Source organism: Streptomyces venezuelae ATCC 10712, from assembly GCF_008639165.1.
In the GTDB taxonomy this organism is placed as follows: domain Bacteria; phylum Actinomycetota; class Actinomycetes; order Streptomycetales; family Streptomycetaceae; genus Streptomyces; species Streptomyces venezuelae.
This window is the reverse complement of sequence record NZ_CP029197.1, coordinates 653896-673553: the sequence shown is the minus strand read 5'-3', so window position 1 is coordinate 673553 and position 19658 is coordinate 653896. Positions and strand designations below refer to the sequence as shown.

General features: G+C 72.4%; 14 protein-coding genes. 2 read left to right on the top strand and 12 right to left on the bottom strand.

What is annotated here, in order from left to right; all coding sequences use genetic code 11:
- The first annotated feature begins 90 nt into the window (after positions 1–90).
- Together DEJ43_RS02820 and DEJ43_RS02815 are read left to right on the top strand one after the other, a co-directional pair.
- Positions 91–894, top strand: coding sequence for a class I SAM-dependent methyltransferase (locus DEJ43_RS02820; protein ID WP_015031788.1), 804 nt, complete (start codon positions 91–93; stop codon positions 892–894).
- A 152-nt stretch (positions 895–1046) separates the two neighbouring features.
- Entirely contained in the window at positions 1047–2474 is a 1428-nt protein-coding gene (locus DEJ43_RS02815) for a lamin tail domain-containing protein (RefSeq protein ID WP_015031787.1), read from the top strand.
- Positions 2475–2517: 43 nt separating this feature from the next.
- Here the strand turns inward: DEJ43_RS02815 and DEJ43_RS02810 are convergent, their stop codons facing one another.
- From DEJ43_RS02810 to DEJ43_RS02755, 12 genes are all read right to left on the bottom strand, one after another.
- Complete coding sequence (locus tag DEJ43_RS02810; RefSeq protein ID WP_015031786.1) at positions 2518–3180, bottom strand: deoxynucleoside kinase; 663 nt, start codon at positions 3178–3180, stop codon at positions 2518–2520.
- 176 nt (positions 3181–3356) lie between these two features.
- Positions 3357–5324: a GDSL-type esterase/lipase family protein gene (locus tag DEJ43_RS02805; RefSeq protein ID WP_015031785.1), complete on the bottom strand. Its 1968-nt coding sequence runs from the start codon at positions 5322–5324 to the stop codon at positions 3357–3359.
- A gap of 355 nt (positions 5325–5679) precedes the next feature.
- Positions 5680–6033 (bottom strand): UBP-type zinc finger domain-containing protein, encoded by a 354-nt coding sequence (locus tag DEJ43_RS02800; protein WP_015031784.1) that lies wholly within the window; start codon positions 6031–6033, stop codon positions 5680–5682.
- Complete coding sequence (locus DEJ43_RS02795; protein WP_015031783.1) at positions 6030–7520, bottom strand: ATP-binding protein; 1491 nt, start codon at positions 7518–7520, stop codon at positions 6030–6032. The genes DEJ43_RS02800 and DEJ43_RS02795 overlap by 4 nt, the downstream gene beginning before the upstream one ends.
- Positions 7517–9193 carry an NAD(P)/FAD-dependent oxidoreductase gene (locus tag DEJ43_RS02790; protein WP_015031782.1) on the bottom strand — a complete coding sequence of 559 codons (1677 nt, stop codon included), beginning with the start codon at positions 9191–9193 and terminating at the stop codon, positions 7517–7519. Before DEJ43_RS02790 ends, DEJ43_RS02795 begins: the two co-directional genes overlap by 4 nt.
- A gap of 141 nt (positions 9194–9334) precedes the next feature.
- On the bottom strand, positions 9335–9961 hold the full coding sequence (locus DEJ43_RS02785; RefSeq protein ID WP_015031781.1) for a TOPRIM nucleotidyl transferase/hydrolase domain-containing protein: 627 nt from the start codon (positions 9959–9961) through the stop codon (positions 9335–9337).
- 107 nt (positions 9962–10068) lie between these two features.
- Positions 10069–12435, bottom strand: coding sequence for an alpha-N-acetylglucosaminidase (locus tag DEJ43_RS02780; RefSeq protein ID WP_106433672.1), 2367 nt, complete (start codon positions 12433–12435; stop codon positions 10069–10071).
- A gap of 274 nt (positions 12436–12709) precedes the next feature.
- Positions 12710–14953, bottom strand: a complete 2244-nt coding sequence (locus tag DEJ43_RS02775) for an RICIN domain-containing protein (RefSeq protein WP_015031779.1) — start codon at positions 14951–14953, stop codon at positions 12710–12712.
- An 80-nt stretch (positions 14954–15033) separates the two neighbouring features.
- On the bottom strand, positions 15034–16401 hold the full coding sequence (locus tag DEJ43_RS02770; RefSeq protein ID WP_015031778.1) for a chitinase: 1368 nt from the start codon (positions 16399–16401) through the stop codon (positions 15034–15036).
- Between the two features lie 388 nt (positions 16402–16789).
- Positions 16790–17578 carry an ABC transporter permease gene (locus tag DEJ43_RS02765; RefSeq protein ID WP_015031777.1) on the bottom strand — a complete coding sequence of 263 codons (789 nt, stop codon included), beginning with the start codon at positions 17576–17578 and terminating at the stop codon, positions 16790–16792.
- The gene (locus tag DEJ43_RS02760) at positions 17575–18552 is read right to left on the bottom strand and encodes an ATP-binding cassette domain-containing protein (protein ID WP_234104686.1); all 978 of its coding nucleotides are present in this window, start codon (positions 18550–18552) and stop codon (positions 17575–17577) included. Before DEJ43_RS02760 ends, DEJ43_RS02765 begins: the two co-directional genes overlap by 4 nt.
- A gap of 176 nt (positions 18553–18728) precedes the next feature.
- On the bottom strand, positions 18729–19571 hold the full coding sequence (locus DEJ43_RS02755) for a DUF4097 family beta strand repeat-containing protein (protein WP_015031775.1): 843 nt from the start codon (positions 19569–19571) through the stop codon (positions 18729–18731).
- Positions 19572–19658 lie beyond the last annotated feature (87 nt).

The following is a 19658-nucleotide window of genomic DNA, read 5'->3' as shown; positions in this document are numbered from 1 at the left end:
TCGGGCGGCCGGGGCGAGGCGCCGTCGACAGGGGTGGCTCCGGCCGTCAGACTGTGCGCGGAGGTGACGAAGGTGGTGGAACGGGTGGAAATGCGCGCCGCTGTTCGGGAGACGTACGGTCCGGCCGACCTCAGCTCGGTCCCGGTGTTCGCCGGAGGGTTCATCAACTTCGGGTACTGGCGGGCGATCGACCTCGCGGGACCGATCACGGTCGACGACCGGGTCCGCAGCCAGCAGGACATGTACCGGCAGGTGCTCGACGCCGCGGGCCCGCTCACCGGCCGGCGGATCGTCGAGGTCGGCTGCGGGCTCGGCGTCGGCTGCGCGCTCGCCCTGCGCGAGTACCGGCCGGAGCGGGTGACCGGCATGGACATCCATCCGCAGCAGCTGGACCGGGCCCGGAGGGCCAACGCGGAACTGCTGGAGTCCTCGCCGTCGGGGCTCCGGTTCATCCGCGGTGCGGCGGAGGAGATGCCGTTCGGCGAGGGCGAGTTCGACTGCGTCTACAGCGTCGAGGCCGCCCAGCACTTCGACGACATGGTCGCCTTCACCCAGGAGGCGGCGCGGGTGCTGCGGCCCGGTGGGCGCGTGGTCGTCGCGAGCTTCTTCACCCCGGACGACGACCCGGACCACGGCGCCCGGCTCGCCTCGCACCTGGAGACGTTCGCCGACGGGCTGGACATCGCGCGTCCCGTCACGCTCGTGACCGACGCGCTGACCCGGGCGGGGCTGGCGGACGCGCGGGCCGTGTCCATCGGGCCGGACGTGTGGCAGGGCTGGGACCGCTGGCTGTCCGACCAGTGGAAGCCGGGCACCTGGCCACGTAACTTCCTGAAGGTCTACGAACAGGGCGACCTCGACTACTACGTCGTCTCGGCCACCCGGCCGTCCTGATCCTCGGGACCGGGCGCGATCGTCGAGCGTGTGCCGTGCGGCCTGCCGTTCGGCACGCGTTCACCTGACAAGGGGCCCGACGCCGACCGGCGTTCGGCGACGGGCGTGAGTCTCGTGACGCCCTTTCGCCCCTCTCTCAGGACGGACACGCCGTGCTTGCAGTACGCGCTCCCCGGAGGCGCCGTCGCCTCGCCCCGATCCGCCTCGCCGTCGCCTGCTCGACGCTGCTCGCCGCCGCGACACTCGTCGCACCGGCCGCGCACGCCGCTCCCGCGGACGACATCCGCATCAACGAGGTGGTGACGACCGGCGGCGTCGCCGACTCGATCGAGCTGTTCAACAAGGGCACGGCCGCGGTCGACATCTCCGGCTGGGTCCTCAAGGACGACGACGCGAGCCACACGTTCAAGGTTCCGGCCGGGACGAGCCTCGCTCCGGGGGCGGCGCGCGCGTTCGCCGTGGACACGGCGTTCGGCCTCGGCGCGAGCGACAAGGCGCGACTCTACCTGCCGGGCGGCAGCACCCTCGTCGACAGCTACACCTGGAGTGCCCACTCCGCCCCGTCCTGGTCCCGCTGCCCCGACGGCACCGGAGCCTTCAAGAAGGCGGCCCTGACCCTCGGCGCGCCGAACGACTGCGGCTCCGGCGGCGGGACGGGCCCGGCGGCCTGGCCCGGCGGCGGCTCCGTGGCCACGGCCGACGGGTCCGACGTCTTCGGCGAGGACCTCAGCGGCCTGTACCAGGAGGGCTCCGTCCTCTGGGCCGCCCAGAACTCCGGCAAGCTGTGGCGGCTGGTCCGCGACGGCTCCGGCGGCTGGCGCCCGGACACCGCCGACGGCTGGACCTCCGGCAAGACGCTGCGCTACCCCGGCGGGAGCGGCAGCCCCGACGGCGAGGCCGTCACCCTGACCGGCGCCGGCGCGGCGGGCGGCGCGTACGTCGCGACCGAGCGCGACGGCGACGCCTCCGGCACCAGCCGCCTGTCCGTCCTGCGCTACGACGTCGCCACCGGCACCGGCGGCGCCCTGACCGCCACGAAGGAGTGGAACCTGACCGCAGGACTGCCGTCCGTCGGCTCCAACCTCGGCTTCGAGGCGATCACCTGGGTCCCCGACACCACCCTCGTCGCGGCCGGCTTCAAGGACGAGTCGACCGGCGCCGCCTACGACCCGAACCGGTACGGCGCGCACACCGGCGGTGTCTTCCTCCTCGGCGTGGAAGGCACCGGAGCCATCCACGCGTACGTCCTCCAGGACAGCGGCGCCGCCACCCGCGTCGCCACCGTCGCCAGCGGCATGGCCGGTGTGATGGAGCTCCAGTGGGAGCCGCAGGCCGCCCGCCTGTGGGCGGTCTGCGACGACACCTGCGGGGGCCGGCACACCACTCTGAAGATCGGCGGCTCCGGCACCTTCGCCCCCGTCGCCTCCTACGCCCGCCCGACCGGCATGCCCGATCTGAACAACGAGGGCTTCGCGCTGGCCGGGGCCGACGAGTGCGCCGGCGGCACGAAGCCCGTCTACTGGTCCGACGACAGCAACACCGGCGGGCACGCCCTGCGCCGGGGCACCGTCAGCTGCTGACGGGATACGCCGGCGAGGACGGGGTACGCCGGCGAGGACGGAGTCAGGCCCGGTGGGCGACGGCGGCCAGGGCGTTCTTGACCTCCTGCGCCACCCGGGCCGCGTCCTCGGGGTTGTTGACCACGTCGGTGTGGTTCATGTCGATCACGAGGACCTCGCTCGCCGAGTAGTGCTTGTGCACCCAGTCGTCGTAGCCGGACCAGAGGATCCGGTAGTACTCCACGAGGTGCTCGTCCTGCTCGAAGTCACGGCCCCGCAGGCCGATGCGGTGCAGCACGGTCTCGAAGTCGGCCTTGAGGTAGACCATGAGATCGGGTGCCTTGCGGTACGGCAGGCCGTCGATCTCGCGCATCATCTCGTCGAGCAGCCCCTCGTACACCTGCATCTCGAGCGAGCTGATCCGCCCCAGGTCGTGATTGACCTTGGCGAAGTACCAGTCCTCGTAGATCGACCGGTCGAGGACGTTGTCGCCCTGCTTGTACGCCTCCTTGATCGCGGCGAAGCGCGTCTGGAGGAAGTAGAGCTGGAGGAGGAAGGGGTACCGCTTGGCCTGGATCTCCTCGGGGCTCGCCGTGTAGAAGAGCGGGAGGATCGGATTGTCGTCCACGCTCTCGTAGAAGACCTCGCTGCCCAGATCCCTGGCGATCAGCTCGGCCACACTCGTCTTGCCGATGCCGATCATGCCGCCGACGCAGATCACGGACATACCTCACTTCTCCCCGGGGCTCTTCTTGTCGTGGGCGGGTGAGCTGGGAACCCGCGCCAGTCCGGCCTGACCGTGCCGCGGCCGCCGCGGCCGGCGACACGCCGCGGCTCTGAAGCCGCCCTGAATCTTAGATGACGAATTGCCCCGGTCCGGCGCGAGCGCCGGACCGGCCCTGGTCAGGCGGGCTCGACGAGAAGCTGCCCGCCGCTGAAGTGGACCTGGGCCTTGGTGCCCGTGTTGATGTTCCACTGCGGGGTGATGGTGACGCGCTCGCCGGGCTTCATCCCGGTGAGCAGGTGGCGGCGGGAGGCGTAGACGCGGCTGGGGCCGTGGGCGGAGAGACCGCGGGCCGGGCTCGCGGGGGTGTACCCGCCGCTGGCCCGCCACAGCGCCCACACGGTGGCCGTGGGTCCCGCGGTGGTGTGGAGCGCCGCGGAGATGGTGACGTAGGCGGCGCCCGAGGACGGCACCGTGAAGGTGATCGGGGCCCAGTCGGCGGCCGGGAAGTCGTTGGACGTCTCCAGCCGGTCGCAGGCGGGCGGGTTCTGCTGGCTCGAGATCAGCAGCGGGGGACGGTGCGTGCCCTCGGTGAAGGGCGCGTCGGCCTGCCGGCGGAGCTGCTCGGCGGCGTGTCCCGCGGGTATCCCGTGCACCTGGATGCGGACGGCCGCGGGCTCGGAGTGGTTGCTCGCGACCCAGGCGACGGCCTCGATCCTGCGGGGCCCCGCGGACCAGGTTCGCGGCGGGCTCCAGCTCCACCGGCCGTCGGCGCCCACGGGGGACGCGCCGACGCGGACGCCGTCGTCGAGGATGTGGACCGTGCGCACGCCCTTCTGGGCGGTGCCGCGGAACTCGGGCCGGGGGTGGGTGTACGAGCCGTCCGCCGGCGACTCGATGACCGGCGGCGCCACGTCGGTGACCACGTCGAAGGTGACGGTCGCGGTGTTGGTGAGGTCCTGGCCGCGCCCGGCGGCGACGGTCAGGGTGTGCTCGCCGGCCGCCCAGCCGCTCTCCAGGCGCCAGCTCCAGGCCCCGTTCGGGCCGGGGCGGGTGCTGCCGAGGCAGCGGCTGCCGACGAAGAAGTAGAGGGCGTCCGTGTCCGCCGGGCAGGTGCCGCTGAGGGCGTGCAGCGGACCCACGATCGCCTGTGCGCGGGGCGCCGCGATCGTCACCGGCTGCGGCGCGGGGGCGGGCTCGGGCGCGGGCTGGGCGCGCCACGGCCACTGCCGCTTGCGCTGCGGCTCCTCGGGTTCCCGCCCCAGCCATGTCGCGACCCGGTCGAGGTGGGCCTCCTGCTCGGCGGCCGCGGTCTTGAGGGCGCCGGTCTCGTCCTCGGTCAGGAGGGCGTCCAGCGCTCGCCGCGGGAGGTCGGCGGCGGTGAGCAGGTCGTGGTCGGCGACCTGGGCCAGCAGCCAGGCGGCCGCCGCCCGGGCGCCGCGGGCGTTGAGGTGGGTCCAGTCCCGCTTGCCCTGCGGGTGCTCGGGGTGCTCGCCGGGTTCGAACCAGCCGAGGAGCCGCACGGTCGCCGTCGGGCCGAGGTCCTGCCACAGCTCCTCGGACCACCGGTTGAGGTCCACGAGCGGCACGTTCACCTCGGCGGCGGTCTTGACCATGAGGTCGGCGCGCTCGCGCAGGCCGTTGGCCACCCGGCCGTCCGCGTGGAAGGTGCCCCGGGCCAGCGACGTCACGAAGACCGGCGACACCCCGAGCTCGCGCAGCGTGTCCGCGAAAAGCTCCAGGTATGCCCGGAATTCCTCAGGGCTGGTGTACTTGTCGGGATCCATCATGTTCTGGTCGTTGTGACCGAAGGAGATGAGCGCGATGTCACCCGGGCGCGCCTGGTTGAGCACACCGATGAAGGGGTGGGTGTAGAAGCTGCGGCTCGACGCGTTGTAGAGGGCGAAGTTCAGCACCTCGGTGTGCCCGGCGAGCAGCTCGGTCATCGCCTGGCCCCAGCCCTGCAGGGGGTGCTGCTTGGGATTCACCTTGGCGGTCGAGTCGCCCAGCACCAGGATGCGCGGCCGGCCCTCGCCCGACGCCACGTCACCGGGCGTCCCGGCCGCGGCAGTCGACTCCGTGGCCTGCGGCGGAATCACCTGACCGGAGGCCGATATCTCGGAATTCTGCGCGGCTGCGGGGGTCATGACGGGATTGCTCCGATGTGAACGGGGGCTTGTGGTGGCCGTACCGAGACGCCGCCGTTTCCTGCGCGGCGGCGCAGGTCAGCCAGCTGGGACCGGAGGTCCGTCAGGCTCTTTCGAAAGGGATTCGCGGGCAGCGTGGACACGCCTGGACAACATGCCACGCCGACGGCGAGCGGTCAAAGGAATCCCACAGGAAACTCAAGGCCCCGGCGAATGGGAGCCGCCGATTCGCGAGAAACGTAAGGTATGCCCGACTTTACGGGCGCATTACTCCCTTGTGAGGGTGAGCAAGGCCATGTGGGCCCAATTGATCACGCCTGTTCGATCGCGTCCGTTCTGTCCTGAATGCGGGCGCTCAACGGTGCAGGCGTCGCTGCCAATCCTCGGGCACCCGGCCCGACGGGCCGGGGGTCGGCTGGTCCGTCGGGTGGGCGGCCGGCGGGGCCAGGGCGGGGCCCTTCTCGTACAGGGCGTCGGTGTCGTAGTTCCAGAACCACTCCTCGCCCGGTTCGAAACTCTGCACCAGCGGATGCCCGGTGGACTTCCAGTGGGCGGTGGCGTGCTGGGCCGGGGAGGAGTCGCAGCAGGCCACGTGGCCGCACTGGGCGCAGCGGCGCAGGTGGAACCACCAGCCGCCCACCGCGTCGCAGTCCGTGCAGCCGGGGCCGCTGGGCGGGGCGCTCGGGTCGATTCCCTCGATCTCGGTCATGCGGACTGCTCCTCGGTGGTGTCGGCCCCGCTCGCGGGGGCGGGCTCGGCTTCGGGTTCCGGGGCGGTCAGGGGCAGGAGCACCTGGAAGCGGGTGTCCCCGGGCACGGACTCGACCTGAAGACTTCCGTGGTGCTTGTTGACGACGATCCGCCACGAGATGTCCAGACCGAGCCCCGTGCCCTCGCCGACCGGCTTGGTGGTGAAGAACGGGTCGAAGATGCGGCCGCGGATCTCGTCGGGAACGCCCGGGCCCGTGTCCCGGAACTCCACCAGCAGCCGGTCGCCCTCCCGCGCCGTACGGACCGTGAGGACGCCCTCGCCGCCGGCGCTCCCCATCGCGGACACCGCGTTGTCGATGAGGTTGGTCCACACCTGGTTCAACTCCGCCGGATACGCGGGCACATCGGGCAGCGAGCGGTCGTACTCCTTGACCACCCGCACCCCGGAGCCGATCTTCCCGGACAGCATCAGAAGGGTGCTGTCGAGGAGTTCGTGGACGTCCACGTCCCGGTGCGGGGCGCGGTCGAGCTGCGCGTACTGCTTGGCCGCGTCCACCAGATGGGAGATGCGGTTGGTGGAGTCGTCGATCTCGTCCATCAACAGCTCGGTCTCGATGGTGTAGTTGAGCCACCCGATCGCCCCCGGCAGGACGTCCTCCGCGACGGTCGCCGCGACCTGCTCCAGCCAGTCCGTGTCGAGCCCGGCCTGGACGAAGGTGGGCGCGACCCGCCAGCTCTCCTGGATGCCGTGGTCCTCCAGCCAGTCGGAGAGCTCGTCCTCGCGGTCCGCGGCCTTCAGCGGGCTCAGCACCGGCGCCTTGGCGACGCGTTCGGCGGTGCGGTCCTGGATCTCGATGAGATCCGCGAGGGCCTCCCGCGAGTAGGGGCCCCGGGCGATGATCGCCAGCTTGTGCCGCATCTTGCCGACCCGCTCCCGCAGGGCGGCCGTGGCCCGGACCGCCGCCGCGGCCGGATTGTTCAGCTCATGGGTCAGTCCGGCGGACAACGAGCCGAGCGCCAGCAGCCGTTCGCGCTGGCCGACGGCCCGCTGGGTGTTCCTGGAGCCGAAGAAGAGCCCCTCGAGGAGGTGCGCCGCCATCGGGAACCACTCCCGCATGACGTCCGCGAACGACTGCGCGGGCAGCACGAAGAACCGGGTCGGCTCGGTCACCCGCATCGAGTTGTTGTACGTCTGGGGGACCCGGTCGCCGAGGTACGCCTGCATGGCCCCCGCGTACACCCCCCGCTGCGAGGTACGGCTGACCTCCACGTCGTCGCCGCCCACCCTGCGGGAGAGCACGACCGTGCCCTCGACCATCACGTAGAAACACGTGGCCGGGTCGCCCTCGACGTACACCGGGCCGGGCTCGAACCGCTCCATGCGCCCCTCGACGCACAACCGGCCGAGCTGCTCCGGGGTGAGCTTCTCGAACAGGAACAGCGAACCGATCTCGTGCGGATCGCAGGGCGCGGTCTCTCCGCTCATGACTGCTCCAGGTACCGGTGGACAAGCATCACGGCCATGGCTCCCTCTCCGACGGCGGAGGCGACGCGCTTCGCGGACTGGGCGCGCGCGTCGCCCGCCACGAACACCCCCGGAACGCTGGTCTCCAGGTGGTACGGCGGCCGGTCAAGATCCCATTCGGCCGGCGGCCGGCCGTCCGGCGTGAGGTCGGGTCCGGCCAGGATGAAGCCGTGCTCGTCCCGCAGCACCGCCCCGCCGAGCCAGTCGGTCAGCGGCGCGGCGCCGATGAAGACGAACATCCACTGCGCGTCGACGTCCTCCGTGGCACCGGTGACGGCATCGCGCAGGGTCAGCCGCTCCAGGTGCTCCTCGCCGTGCGCCGACTCCACGACGGTCCGGGGCCGCACGGTGATGTTCGGCGCCTCCTCGATCTGCTGGATCAGGTAGTACGACATGGAGGCCGCCAGGGACTCCCCGCGCACCAGCAGCGTCACCGACTTCGCGCCCCGCGCCAGGAACACCGCGGCCTGCCCGGCGGAGTTCGCGCCGCCGACGATGTACACGTCCTGGTCCTCGCACGAGGACGCCTCGGTGAGCGAGGAGCCGTAGTAGACGCCGCGGCCGGTCAGGTCCTCGCAGCCCGGCGCCAGGAGCTGCCGGTAGGACACGCCGGTCGCGAGGATGACGCTGTGCGCGGCGACCTCCGAACCGTCCGAGAAGCGCACGACGCGCGCCGCGCCGTTCACCTCGAGGCCGGTGACCTCGCGCGCGGTGAGGATCTCGGCGCCGAAGCGGGTGGCCTGGCGGCGGGCACGCTCGGTGAGCTGGGCACCGGAGACGCCGTCCGGGAAGCCGAGGTAGTTCTCGATCCGGGAGCTCTGCCCCGCCTGCCCGCCGGTCGCCGAACGCTCGACGAGGACGGTCCGCAGCCCCTCGGACGCCCCGTACACCGCGGCGCCGAGCCCGGCGGGGCCGCCGCCGATGACGACGAGGTCGTAGAAGTCGGCGGCCGGAGTCGTCGCGAGCCCCACGTGGCCGGCGAGCTCGGACGGCTCCGGTTCCACCAGCGCCGTGCCGTCCGGCGTGATCACCAGCGGCAGCCGGTGGCTGTCGGCCCCGGCCGCGTCGAGGAGCCGCCGCCCCTCGGGCTCGTCCGAGGAGTACCAGCGGTACGGCACCTGGTTGCGGGCCAGGAACTCGCGCACCGACGAGGAGCGGGCCGACCAGCGGTGCCCGACCACCTTGGTGGCGGGCACCGGCCGGTAGTCGCTGGAGCGCCAGGCCGTGAGGAGGTCGTCCACGACCGGGTACAGCTTCTCCTCCGGCGGGTCCCACGGCTTGAGCAGGTAGTGGTCGAGGTCGACGACGTTGATCGCGTCGATGGCGGCGTTGGTGTCGGCGTACGCGGTCAGGAGCACGCGCCGCGCCCCCGGGTACACGCCGAGGGCCTGCTCCAGGAACTCGATGCCGTTCATCTGGGGCATGCGGTAGTCCGCGAGGATCACGGCCACCAGGTCGCCCCGGAGCTTCAGCTCCCGCAGCGCCTCCAGCGCGGAGTCGCCGGACTCGGCGCGCACGATCCGGTACCGGCCGCCGTAGCGGCGCCGCAGGTCACGGGCGATGGCGCGGGAGACTCCCGGGTCGTCGTCCACCGTCAGGATGACGGTCCGTGCCGCGTCGGTGGCCTGTGCCATGCCTCTCCGCCCTCTTCGATCCGGACGGCCGGCCCGACGAGCTGCCGACGCCGGCTCCCGCCCATCGTAGGTTCGATCGCCCGGGACCGCTCCGGCAAGCCGCCCGGCCGTGCGCCGTCAGGAGCCGTGCGCCGGACACCGTCAGGAGACGTCCGCGAGCAGGCGTTCCAGGGGGCGCGGCACCCGGCCGGGATCGAGGCGCTCGACGAGCGCGCGGGCGTACTGCTCCTTCCGGCCGCTGTGCGTGCCCAGGAAGCGCCGGAGCTGCCGCTCCACCGGACGCTCCCGCTGCGCCGGCTGCTTCTGGAAGGTGCGGAACGTGCGCAGCTCGCCCTGCTCGTCGACGACCCGCTGCACCGAGTCGGCGCCGAGCGCGCGGATCAGCTCGTCCTCCAGGTCCGCCTCGCAGATGTGGAAGGTCCCGAAGCCGAGCCCCGCCCGCGCCAGACTCCGCCGGAAGTGCGCCTCCTCACCGACGTCGCAGAGCCCCGCGAGCCGGAGCCCGAGGCCCTGCGGGCCGAGGAGCGGAACGAACCGCGTGATGCTCGTCGCGCCGCCCAGCGGCACCACCGCGACCCCTTCCGCGGCGAGGTCCCGGCCCCGGCGCGCGGCGAGCGCCTCGACGGCGGCCACGTCGCTGACGCCCTCGACGAGGACGACCGCGCCCAGTCCGCCCGCCAGGTTCCGCGCCTCCGGAGCCGCGCGGTCGTGGCCGGCCGCCCACGCGACCGCCGCCCGGACGAAGCGTCTCGTGTCATCTGCAGGCATGGGGAGTCTCTCCGGAAGACGCGGGCGACACCGCCCCCCGAAGGGGGCGGCGGAACCCTTCCATGATCCTCCCCGTGGCGGAACGCGAACAAGCGATTTGCGGGCCGTCAGGCCGGAGTGGACGCCTCCGCCAGCGCCCGCGACACCTCGGCCGCCAGCGTGAAGGGGTCACCCGAGGGCAGCGTCGGATAGGACCGGTGGCCGCGCGCCCAGGCGTCGTCCCGCGCGAACCAGTCGATCGCGACCGGCTCCGTCCCGTTCACCAGCGCGCGGTCCAGACTCGCGAAATAGGCGGCCCAGCGGGGCGCGTACACGTCCCGCACCAGGCCCGACCACTCCCGGTTGGCGTAGTCGTGCAGACCGCCCGACTCGCTCGGCACCCGGTCGGCCCAGGTGGTGAGGATGGAGCGGGCGTCGTACTCCAGCCGGTCGCGCTCGGCCGGATCGGCCCCCCACGAGCGCGCGGCGGCGAGCCAGGGACCCACCAGGAACCGCCGGTCGGAGCCGACCAGCCGCCCGAGCAGCTCCTCGGCCGCGCCCCACTCCCGTACCAGCGCCCGGAAGGCGTCCAGGTCCCGGGCCTCGTACGCGGCCCTGATCCGGGGCAGCAGCACGCGGGCACGGTTGGTGAGCGCCTGCCGCGCCACGTCCACGACGTCGAAGCGGTACGCGTCGGAGGTCCGCAGCCGCGGCGCGACCCGGAGCAGCTCCGCGAGGGCCCGCTCCACCGTGGCGGCGTCGTACCGCATGGCCTTCGGGCTCCAGCGCGCCGCGGTGCTCGCCGTCAGGCTCGGCCGCGCGGCGAACAGGCTGTCCTGCGGCTCGCTCCAGCTGCCCGTCCGCATGCTGTACGGGCCGAGCCGCAGCGCCTCCCACGCGGCGGCCGCGTGCCGGTCCGCACCGCCGTAGCGGCGGGCGGCGTACCCGGCGAACCAGCGCTGCTGGTCGATCGGGCCCGGCTGCCAGGCGAGTTCGGTGAAGAGGCCGAACGCGACGGGGTTCGTGCCGGTGGCCTCCGGGAGGTACGCGATGCCGCGCAGCGCGCTGTCCGGCTTGGCGAGCCAGGCGTGGAAACGGCTCACCCACGCCCCGGTGTTGGCGCCGATGCTGGTGTGCCCGCCGAAGTTGGGGATCGTGCCGAAGGCGTACGGCGTGCCGCCCCACCGCGTCTCGCGGTCGAGCTCGTCGTAGCGGTCGGACAGGCCGTCGACGATCAGCAACCGGCGGCGGTCGACGCCGTGCAGCAGGGCGGGCGTCGGGTTGAGCTGCCAGCCGAGCATGACCCAGGTGGCGCCGGGACGCGCCGCCTCCAGGGCCCGCTGGACCGCGCCGGCGGCCGCCGAGACGTCGACCGTGCCCGGAGCCCCGCCCTCGTGCAGCAGGTCCATCTTGAACATGTCGCTGTCACCGAACCGCTGCCGCTGGTGGCGGTAGTAGACGGCGGCCAGCCGGGCGAACACCGGCCCGGTCGGATCCAGCCAGTCGGGCCGGCCGAACCCCACCCACCGGCCCTGCGGCACGGTGTGCGCCCCCGGGTTCCGTGCGGTGAAGTCCGGCGGCACCGTGCCGAAGTAGCCCGGCAGCACGGGCGTCATCCCCAGCGAGCGGAGGTGCCGCGCGATCCGGGCGCCCAGCGCCGCACGGGCCTCGATCAGCTGCTCGGACACCGGACCCGCGAAGCCCGACAGGTTCTGCAGCAGCCACCAGCCCTGGTGGGCCGGCGCGGGGATCCAGCGGCGCAACTCCTCCGCCTCGTAGCCGAAATCCTGGAGCGCCCGGTAGTACGGGTACTCCGCACCAGTCGGCACGAAGACCTCGTTCACTCCGTGCAGAGCCATCAGGTCGATCTCGCGCTCGTAGGAGGCGAAGTCGCGGTACGGGCCGGAATAGCCCTCGTCGGTGTCGTTCAGGGCGTAGCGGTGGGGCACGGCCGCCGACCGGGTGACGGTCCCGGAGACGGCGGGGAGCGTGCCGGGCAGCCGGCCGAGGCTGTCGCCCGGCCATCCGACGTCGACCCCGGCGACCTGCTTCAGGTACCAGCCGACGCCGGTGAGGAGGGTGGCCGGCGAGGTGCCCCGGACCACGATGTCCCCGGCCCCGCCCGTGAGGGAGAAGGAGGCGCCGGCCTCGGACTCCCGGACCGGAACGAGGGTGAACTGGGCCGCATGGGAGGGCAGCAGCCGCTCGAGGCCGGCCCGGGCGGGCGAGGCGTCGAAGGGTTCCGCCGCGGGGGAGCCGGGCGCGGGCGAGGACGCGGAGGCGGTCGTGCCCGGCAGCGGCGGCGCCCCGGACACGGCCGCCGTCACGGCGACGAGCACCGTGACGGCGAGGGCGATGCGGCGTCTGAGACGACGCCGGCGGCCCGTGGGGCTCCCCGCCGGGGGGCGGCTGGGCGGGCGACGGCGCGAACTTCCGGCGGAGGGCCGGGAGACGGAAGCCCCGGTCGGGCCGGGGGAGGGGAAAGTACCTGCCATGTACGGATGATCGTCCCGGGTCGGCGGGCGTGCATGCCGGGCGCGCCGCGCGGGGGGTCGCGGATGGGGGAAGTTGCGACGAGCGGTCGTCGCACCTCGGGCGGGGTGTGCGCGGGCTCCCTGACACGTACGAAGCGCGAACGGACGCACGAACGGATCGGCGGCCGGACGCGCGGTTCCGTACCGGACCGGTCCGGGCACACGGGGTGCCCGGACCCGGTGGCGTCTGCCTAGGGCACGGCGGTGGACCGGAACTGCCGGGCCCGGGTCGGTCTCATGGGTAGCTCACCAGGTTCGCGACGTTGGTGGACGAATTGGACGGGCCCCCACGGTCGTTGACCACGTGCCGGATGGTGCCGGTGCCCCCGAGGGAGACCGTGACCATGCTCCGGAAGCGCACGTCGGGACGGTTGGGGGCCTCGATGGCGTGCTCGGCGGTGACGCCCGGATTGACGTTGAAGTAGCAGTAGCTGCCGAGCCCGTAGGCCTGGTGGCTGGTGACCGAGTCGGCGACCTTGTAGGCCGCGTAGCCCTGGGTCGAGCCGTTCATCCAGGCGGCCTGGCTGGGCGGGTCGTACGGCATCTCGTTCTGGTAGAAGAACGTCCGGCCCCGGTTGCCGTTCCAGACGGTCTGGTGCTTCTGGTAGTGCTCGACGAACAGGCCGTACATGGTGACGTCGTCGGCGTTCACGACGAGGCCGGTGTCGGCGGTGTTGGTGGTCCAGCCGACGCCGCTGCCGTGGTCCGCGCGCCAGATCCACATGTGGTCGCCGATGACGTGGTCGCTGTTGACGACCAGGCTGGTGGTGGCCTTGCCGACGGCGGCGCCGCCGACGCGGAAGTACACGTCGTGCAGCGAGGTCGGGTTCGCCGCGTGGGAGGCGGCCGAGCCGGCCGGGCCGATCTCCAGCAGAGTCGGCGAGTTGACCGTACCGGCGTCGAAGAGCACGCCCGCGATCTTCACCCCGTCGACGTCGGCGACGGTCATCGCGGTGATGCCGTTGTCGGGGACGAAGGTGGCGAGCCCGAGGCCGAGGATCACCGTGTCGGGCCGGGTGACCCGGAGGGTCTGGTTCAGGTGGTAGACGCCGGGGGTGACCAGGAGGTCCTTGCCGGCGCCCAGGGCGGCGTTGATCTCGGCCGCCGTCGCCCCGGGCCGGACGACGTGGAAGCGGTCCATGCCGAGCGTGGTCCCGGCGGGGGCGCCGCCGGCGGCCCAGGTGGTGCCCGTGGAGTCGGTGCGCGGGGCGGGTACGAACACCTGGTAGGCGCCGCTCGCGTCGACCATGAGGAAGGGCTTCTCGCGCACGACGGGAGTGCGGTCCACCGTGGTGTACGGCGGGTTGGGGAAGCTCGTGCCGGGGACGCCCTGGCTGCCGACGAAGACCATGTTCCAGTTGGAGCCGGTCCAGGAGCCGAGCTGGGAGTTACGGGTCAGCCACTGCTGCTGGGTGCCGGACCTGACCTGGCCGTCGATCCTGGTGTCGGCCATGAAGCCGCCGCTCGACCAGCCGCCGTCGCTGAGTTCCAGGTTGCCGCGGACGTGCATCCGGCGGTACGAGGAGGCCTGCGACACGGCCCAGCGGTCGGTGCCGCCGGTGGGGGTGACGGAGAGGTTCTCGGCGCCCCGCCAGAAGTTCTGGGTGGCGTTCTGCGGCGGGAACCAGTCGGCCTCCACGTGCACGGCGCCGTTGATCGTCACCGCGTCGGGCGACTGCCCGAGGCCGAGGACCTGGGTGTAGAAGCCGACGTTGACATCGTTGGCGTACGTGCCCGGCTTGAACAGGACCGCGTAGCGCTCCGAGCCGAACTGGTTGGTCTCCTGGCGCTGGAAGATCGTGTTCAGCCGGCTCTGGACCGTCGCCGAGGGCATCGACGGGTCGAGCACGACGACGTTCGGCCCGAGGTCGACGTCACCGGGCGAGGTGCTCACCGGTGTCACCTGGAAGCGCTGGGCGGCCGTGCCGTTGCAGGTGTACTGGGCGAGCTGGACGCTGTCGGCGGCGGAGGCGGCGGGGACGTCGAGGCACTTGCCGCTGTTGCGGTTGACGAAGCGGTAGGCCCCGGCGCCGTCCTCGACGGCCTGCCACTGCTGGTTGAGACCGCCGCCGTACGTCCAGAGGTGCACGGGGGCGCTGTCGGCGGTGGAGACGTCACGGACGTCGACGACCTGCGCGGAGTCGGCCCGCGCCCCGATCCGGACGTAGCCGTCCGAGGTGGACGTGATGCTCCACTGCTGCGCGGTCGTGCCGTTGCAGGAGTACTGCTGTACGGCGGTGCCGTTGGCGGTCTGCGCGGCGCGGGCGTCGAGGCACTTGCCGCTGCCGCTGTTCACGACCGTGACCGGGCCGGTGGGGAGGGCGGCGGCTGCCGGGGCGGTGGACCCGGCGGCCGCGGGGGCGGGGGAGAGGGCGACCAGGGCGGAGCAGATCGCTCCGCCGGCGGCGAGGACGGCGCCGAGGCGGCGGCGGAGCGGTGTGCTCCGCCGGTGCGCGGGCGCGCGTTCGGGGAGGCGCATGGGACTCCTTGACGGGGGTGGGGGGAAGGGGGGCAGCGGCCGGGACGCGTGTCGGCGGCCCGGCCGGGCCGGGTCGGTCGTCAGCCGTTGTAGGCGGCGAGGATGCGGGTGAACTCCCAGTTCTGCTGCCCGATGCCGGAGCAGGTGTCGGCGCCGCCACCGGTGCAGGGGCGGTCGCGGTTCACGGACCAGAAGGTCAGCCGGGCGAGGTGCCGCTGCTGCGCGTAGGCGAGGATCGTGCGGAAGTCGGCCTGGGTGATGGTCTCGCCGACGTCGGTGACGCCGTTCATCGAGGAGATGCCGGTGTGGCGGTAGGCCTGGTCGTCGCCGTAGCCGTACGCGTTCTTCACGGCGGTCTTCAGGCCCTCGGCCGCGCGGACGGTCAGGGTGCCCATGTTCTGGCCGTTGCCGCCGAAGTTGAACGGCATGATGGTCCAGCTGTCGACGGTGAGTCCGGCCGCGGCCGCGCGGTTGACGAGGCTGGTGTCGGGACCGTTCTGGCCGGTGCCGAAGGTGACGTACACCTTGATGCCCGGGTTGTTGGCCTTGACGGTCTTGAGGGCGTCCACCGTGCGCTGCTGGACGGTGGGGCTGTCGTAGGCGGCGGCCTCGATGTCGATGTCGATGGCCTTCAGGCCGTACGCGTTGATGACCTTCTGGTACGCGGCGGCGAGTTCGCCGGCGCTGGAGCAGGAGCTCTCCAGCTTGTTGCCGCTCCAGCCGCCGAAGGAGGGGATGACGTCGCCGCCGGCCGCCCGGACGGTGTTGACCGTCTGCTGGTCGACGCCGCCGACGAGGGGACGGCCGCCGTCCCACTGCGGGTTGCAGTAGCCGTTGCTGAGGACGAAGGCGAGCGTGAACCACTTGACGCCGGTGGCGTTCATGACGGTGGTCGGGCTCGGCGGGCTGCCCCAGCCGTTGTACAGGTACGGGGCGACCGCCATGTTCCCGCCGGGTGCCGGGCCCGTGCCGCCGGCCGGGGGAGCCGTCCACTTCTGGTTCGCGGCGCCGGTGCAGGTCCATATCTGGAGCCGGGTGCCGTTGGCCGAGCTGTTGCCCGTGGCGTCGAGGCACTTGTCAGCCTGGGGGTTGACGATGTCGCGGGCGGCGGTGACCGTCCAGCGCTGGGCGGCGGAGCCGTTGCAGTCCCAGAGCTGGATCGCCGTGCCGTTCGCCGTACCGGCGGAGGTCACGTCCAGGCACTTGCCGAGGGCCTTGATGGTGCCGTCGGTGCCGACGTCCCAGTTCTGGGCGGCGGTGTCGTTGCAGTCGTAGAGCTGGACGGGGGTGCCGTTCGCGGAAGCGGCCCCCGCGACGTCGACGCACTTGCCGCCGATCCCGGTGATCCGGCCGGTGGCCGCTTCGGCGGGGGCGTCCGTGGCGACGGTGAGACCGGCGGCGGTGAGGGCGAGCAGGGCGAGGGTGAGCGGCAGACGGGTCCGGTGCATGCGGGGGTCCTCTCGGGTGGGGGGGTGACGCGGTGGGGGCGCGATGGGCGCGGTGGGGCGCGGTGGGGACGCGAGGCCGGTGCAGGGCTGACTCAAGACTGGTTCAAGGACGTGAACGTCATTCCTCTTTCTGCGCGGCGAATGTAAAGGTCTGAACCAAGTGCGTCAAGGGCCCGCGCATTCACGTCTTGAACGCCCAACCCGCCTGGCATGGGCGCCAGTTGGGAAACGTCGGGAGTTGGCGTGAAGTGTTGATGGCAGCAGGGTGTACAGGACTCCGTCAGTCGTGGAAACGCGAACGGGGCGGCGTACCCCGACGCGATGGTCGGTGTTCGCCGCCCCGGAGGCGGTGGGGGCGGCCGGGGCCCTCGCCCCGGCCGGCTCCCGGCTATCGCGGGTCGCGGTCGAAGGCCGCCTTCGACCAGAAGTAGCCGAGCACGGACAGGACCAGGGCCCAGCCGAGGGCGAGCCAGCCGTTGTGGCCGATCTCGCTGCCGAGGAGGAGACCGCGGAGGGTCTCGATGGCGGGGGTGAAGGGCTGGTACTCGGCGATCGGCTGGAACCAGCCCGGCATCGCGTCCACCGGGACGAACGCGCTGGAGATCAGCGGCAGGACGATCAGCGGCATCGCGTTGTTGCTGGCGCCCTCGGGGTTGGGGCTGACCATGCCCATGCCGACCGCGATCCAGGTGAGCGCCAGGGCGACCAGCGCCATCAGGCCGAGGGCCGCGAGCCATTCCAGGGCGGTGGCGTCCTTGGACCGGAAGCCGATGGCCACGGCGACGGCGCCGACCAGGGCCACGCTGGCGACCGACTGCAGGACACTGCTGATGACATGGCCGACGAGGACGGAGCCGCGGTGGATGGCCATGGTCCGGAAGCGGGCGATGATGCCCTCCGTCATGTCCATGGACACGGAGACGGCGGTCCCGACCACGGTGCCCCCGATGGTCATCATCAGGATGCCGGGCACGACGTAGGCGATGTACGAGGAGCGGTCGGCGCCGCCGCCCATGCCCGCGCTCATCACGTCACCGAAGATGTAGACGAAGAGGAGCAGCAGGACGATCGGCGTCAGCAGCAGGTTCAGGGTCATGGACGGGTAGCGCCGGGCGTGCAGCAGGTTGCGGCGCAGCATCGTGGTCGAGTCGCGCACCGCGAGGGAGAAGGAGCTCATCGGACAGCCTCCTTGGGCTGGTCGGTGCCGCCGGTGAGGGCGAAGAAGACGTCGTCGAGGTCGGGGGTGTGGACGGTGAGTTCGTCGGCCTCGATGCCCGCCGAGTCCAGCCAGTCGAGGATCGAGCGCAGTTCGCGCTGCGTGCCGTCGCTCGGGAGCTGAAGCGCGAGGGCCTCGTCGTCCCGGGTCACCTCGCCGAGCGCGGAGGCCGCGTTCCGGTACGCGGCGGGGTCGGTGAAGCGGAGCCGGACGTGACCGCCGGGGATGAGGCGCTTGAGCTCCTCGGCGGTGCCGTGCGCGGCGATCTTCCCGTCGTTCAGGACCGCGATGCGGTCGGCGAGTTCGTCGGCCTCCTCCAGGTACTGGGTGGTGAGGAAGACGGTGACGCCGCCGGCGACGAGTTCGCGGATGATCTGCCACATGTTGTGCCGGGAGCGGGGGTCGAGGCCCGTGGTGGGCTCGTCGAGGAAGATGATCCTCGGGTCGCCGACCAGGGTCATGGCGATGTCGAGACGGCGCTTCATGCCGCCGGAGTAGGTGGAGGCGGGCTTCTTCGCGGCCTCGACGAGGTCGAAGCGTTCGAGGAGCTCGGCCGCGACCCGGCGGCCCTCCCGCTTGGACAGGTGGTGCAGATCGGCCATCAGGAGCATGTTCTCCTCGCCCGTGATCAGGCCGTCCACGGCGGAGAACTGCCCGGTGACGCCGATCGCGGCGCGGACCTTCTGCGGCTCGGCCGCCAGGTCGTGCCCGGCGACGCGGGCGTGCCCGCCGTCGGCGGAGACGAGGGTGGAGAGGATCTTCACGGCGGTGGTCTTGCCCGCGCCGTTCGGACCGAGCAGGGCGAAGACCGAGCCGGCCGGGATGTCGAGGCTGATGCCGTCGAGGACGGTCTTGTCCCCGTAGGACTTGCGCAGATCGGTGGCGGTGACGGCGAAGCGGGTGGCGGAGCCGTCCGACTGACTGGGCATGGGCATGACAGAAGAAGGCATGGGGGCCTCCGATCGAAGGCTGAGAGGACGGGGGAGGGGGGTGGTGACCGCCCGGGGGTGCGGGCCGGGCGGTGGGGCGGGCGGGTGCGGGTTCGGGGCGTGTGGGCCGGGCGGCCAGGCGTGAGGCTCGGGCCTTGGTCCGGCTCGGGCCTCGGTCGGGCTCAGACCTTGGCGCGGCGGACGTCGATGTTGCCGTGCCGGGTACGGGCCCGGATCTTGACGGTCTCCTCGCTCCCCTCCGGGGACTCCGAAGGCGTGAGCGTGTTGCGCACCTGCCCGGCACCCGAGCTGACGTCGAGCCAGGCGGCCGTGCCCTCGCGGACGCCGACCTCGATGGCGCCGTACGAGGTCTCCAGCTGGACGGTGCCACGGACGATGTCGGCCACCCGCAGGGTGCCGTGGGCGGTGGTCGCGGTGACCGAGTCCTCGGCGGAGCGGATCTCGATGTCGCCGTTGGCGCCGCTCACCCGCAGCTCGCCGTGCGCGCTGCCGACGGTCGTGGTGCCGTGCGAGTTCTTGAGGACGGCCGGGCCCCCGATGTGGCCGACGCGCAGACTGCCGGAGCTGGTGGTGATCTCGGCCGAGCCCTCGACGCGGTCCACGGTGATCGAGCCGTGCGAGGCGGTCAGGTGCAGCGGGCCGGTGGTGTCGAGGCGGACGTCGCCGGAGGAGGTCTTCACCCGGACGTCGCCGAGCCGGCCCTCGCCGAGCACCTGGGTCCAGGCGCCGCTCAGTTCGACGTGCGAGCCGGCCGGCAGCTCGACCGTCGCGTCGACGACGCCGGTGCGGCCGAACAGGTTGGACTTGGGCGTCCTCAGGGTCAGGACGCCGTTGCGGTACGAGACCTCGGTCTGCGCGGCCGTCCGCACGTCCAGGTCCTTCTTCGGGTCGCGGGGTTCCACCGTGACGAGGGTGTCGACGCGGTCGCCCGCGACGAACTGGATGGAACCGGCCTCCACGCGCGCCGTGGCCGAGATCGGTTCGGGGGTGTCGAAAGAAGGCATGGCTGTCCCGTCCTCTTGGGTCTGTGGGCCGTCCCCGCTGGTGGGGCGCGGTGTGGGTGACGTGATGGGTGGGTGAGGTGGTACGGG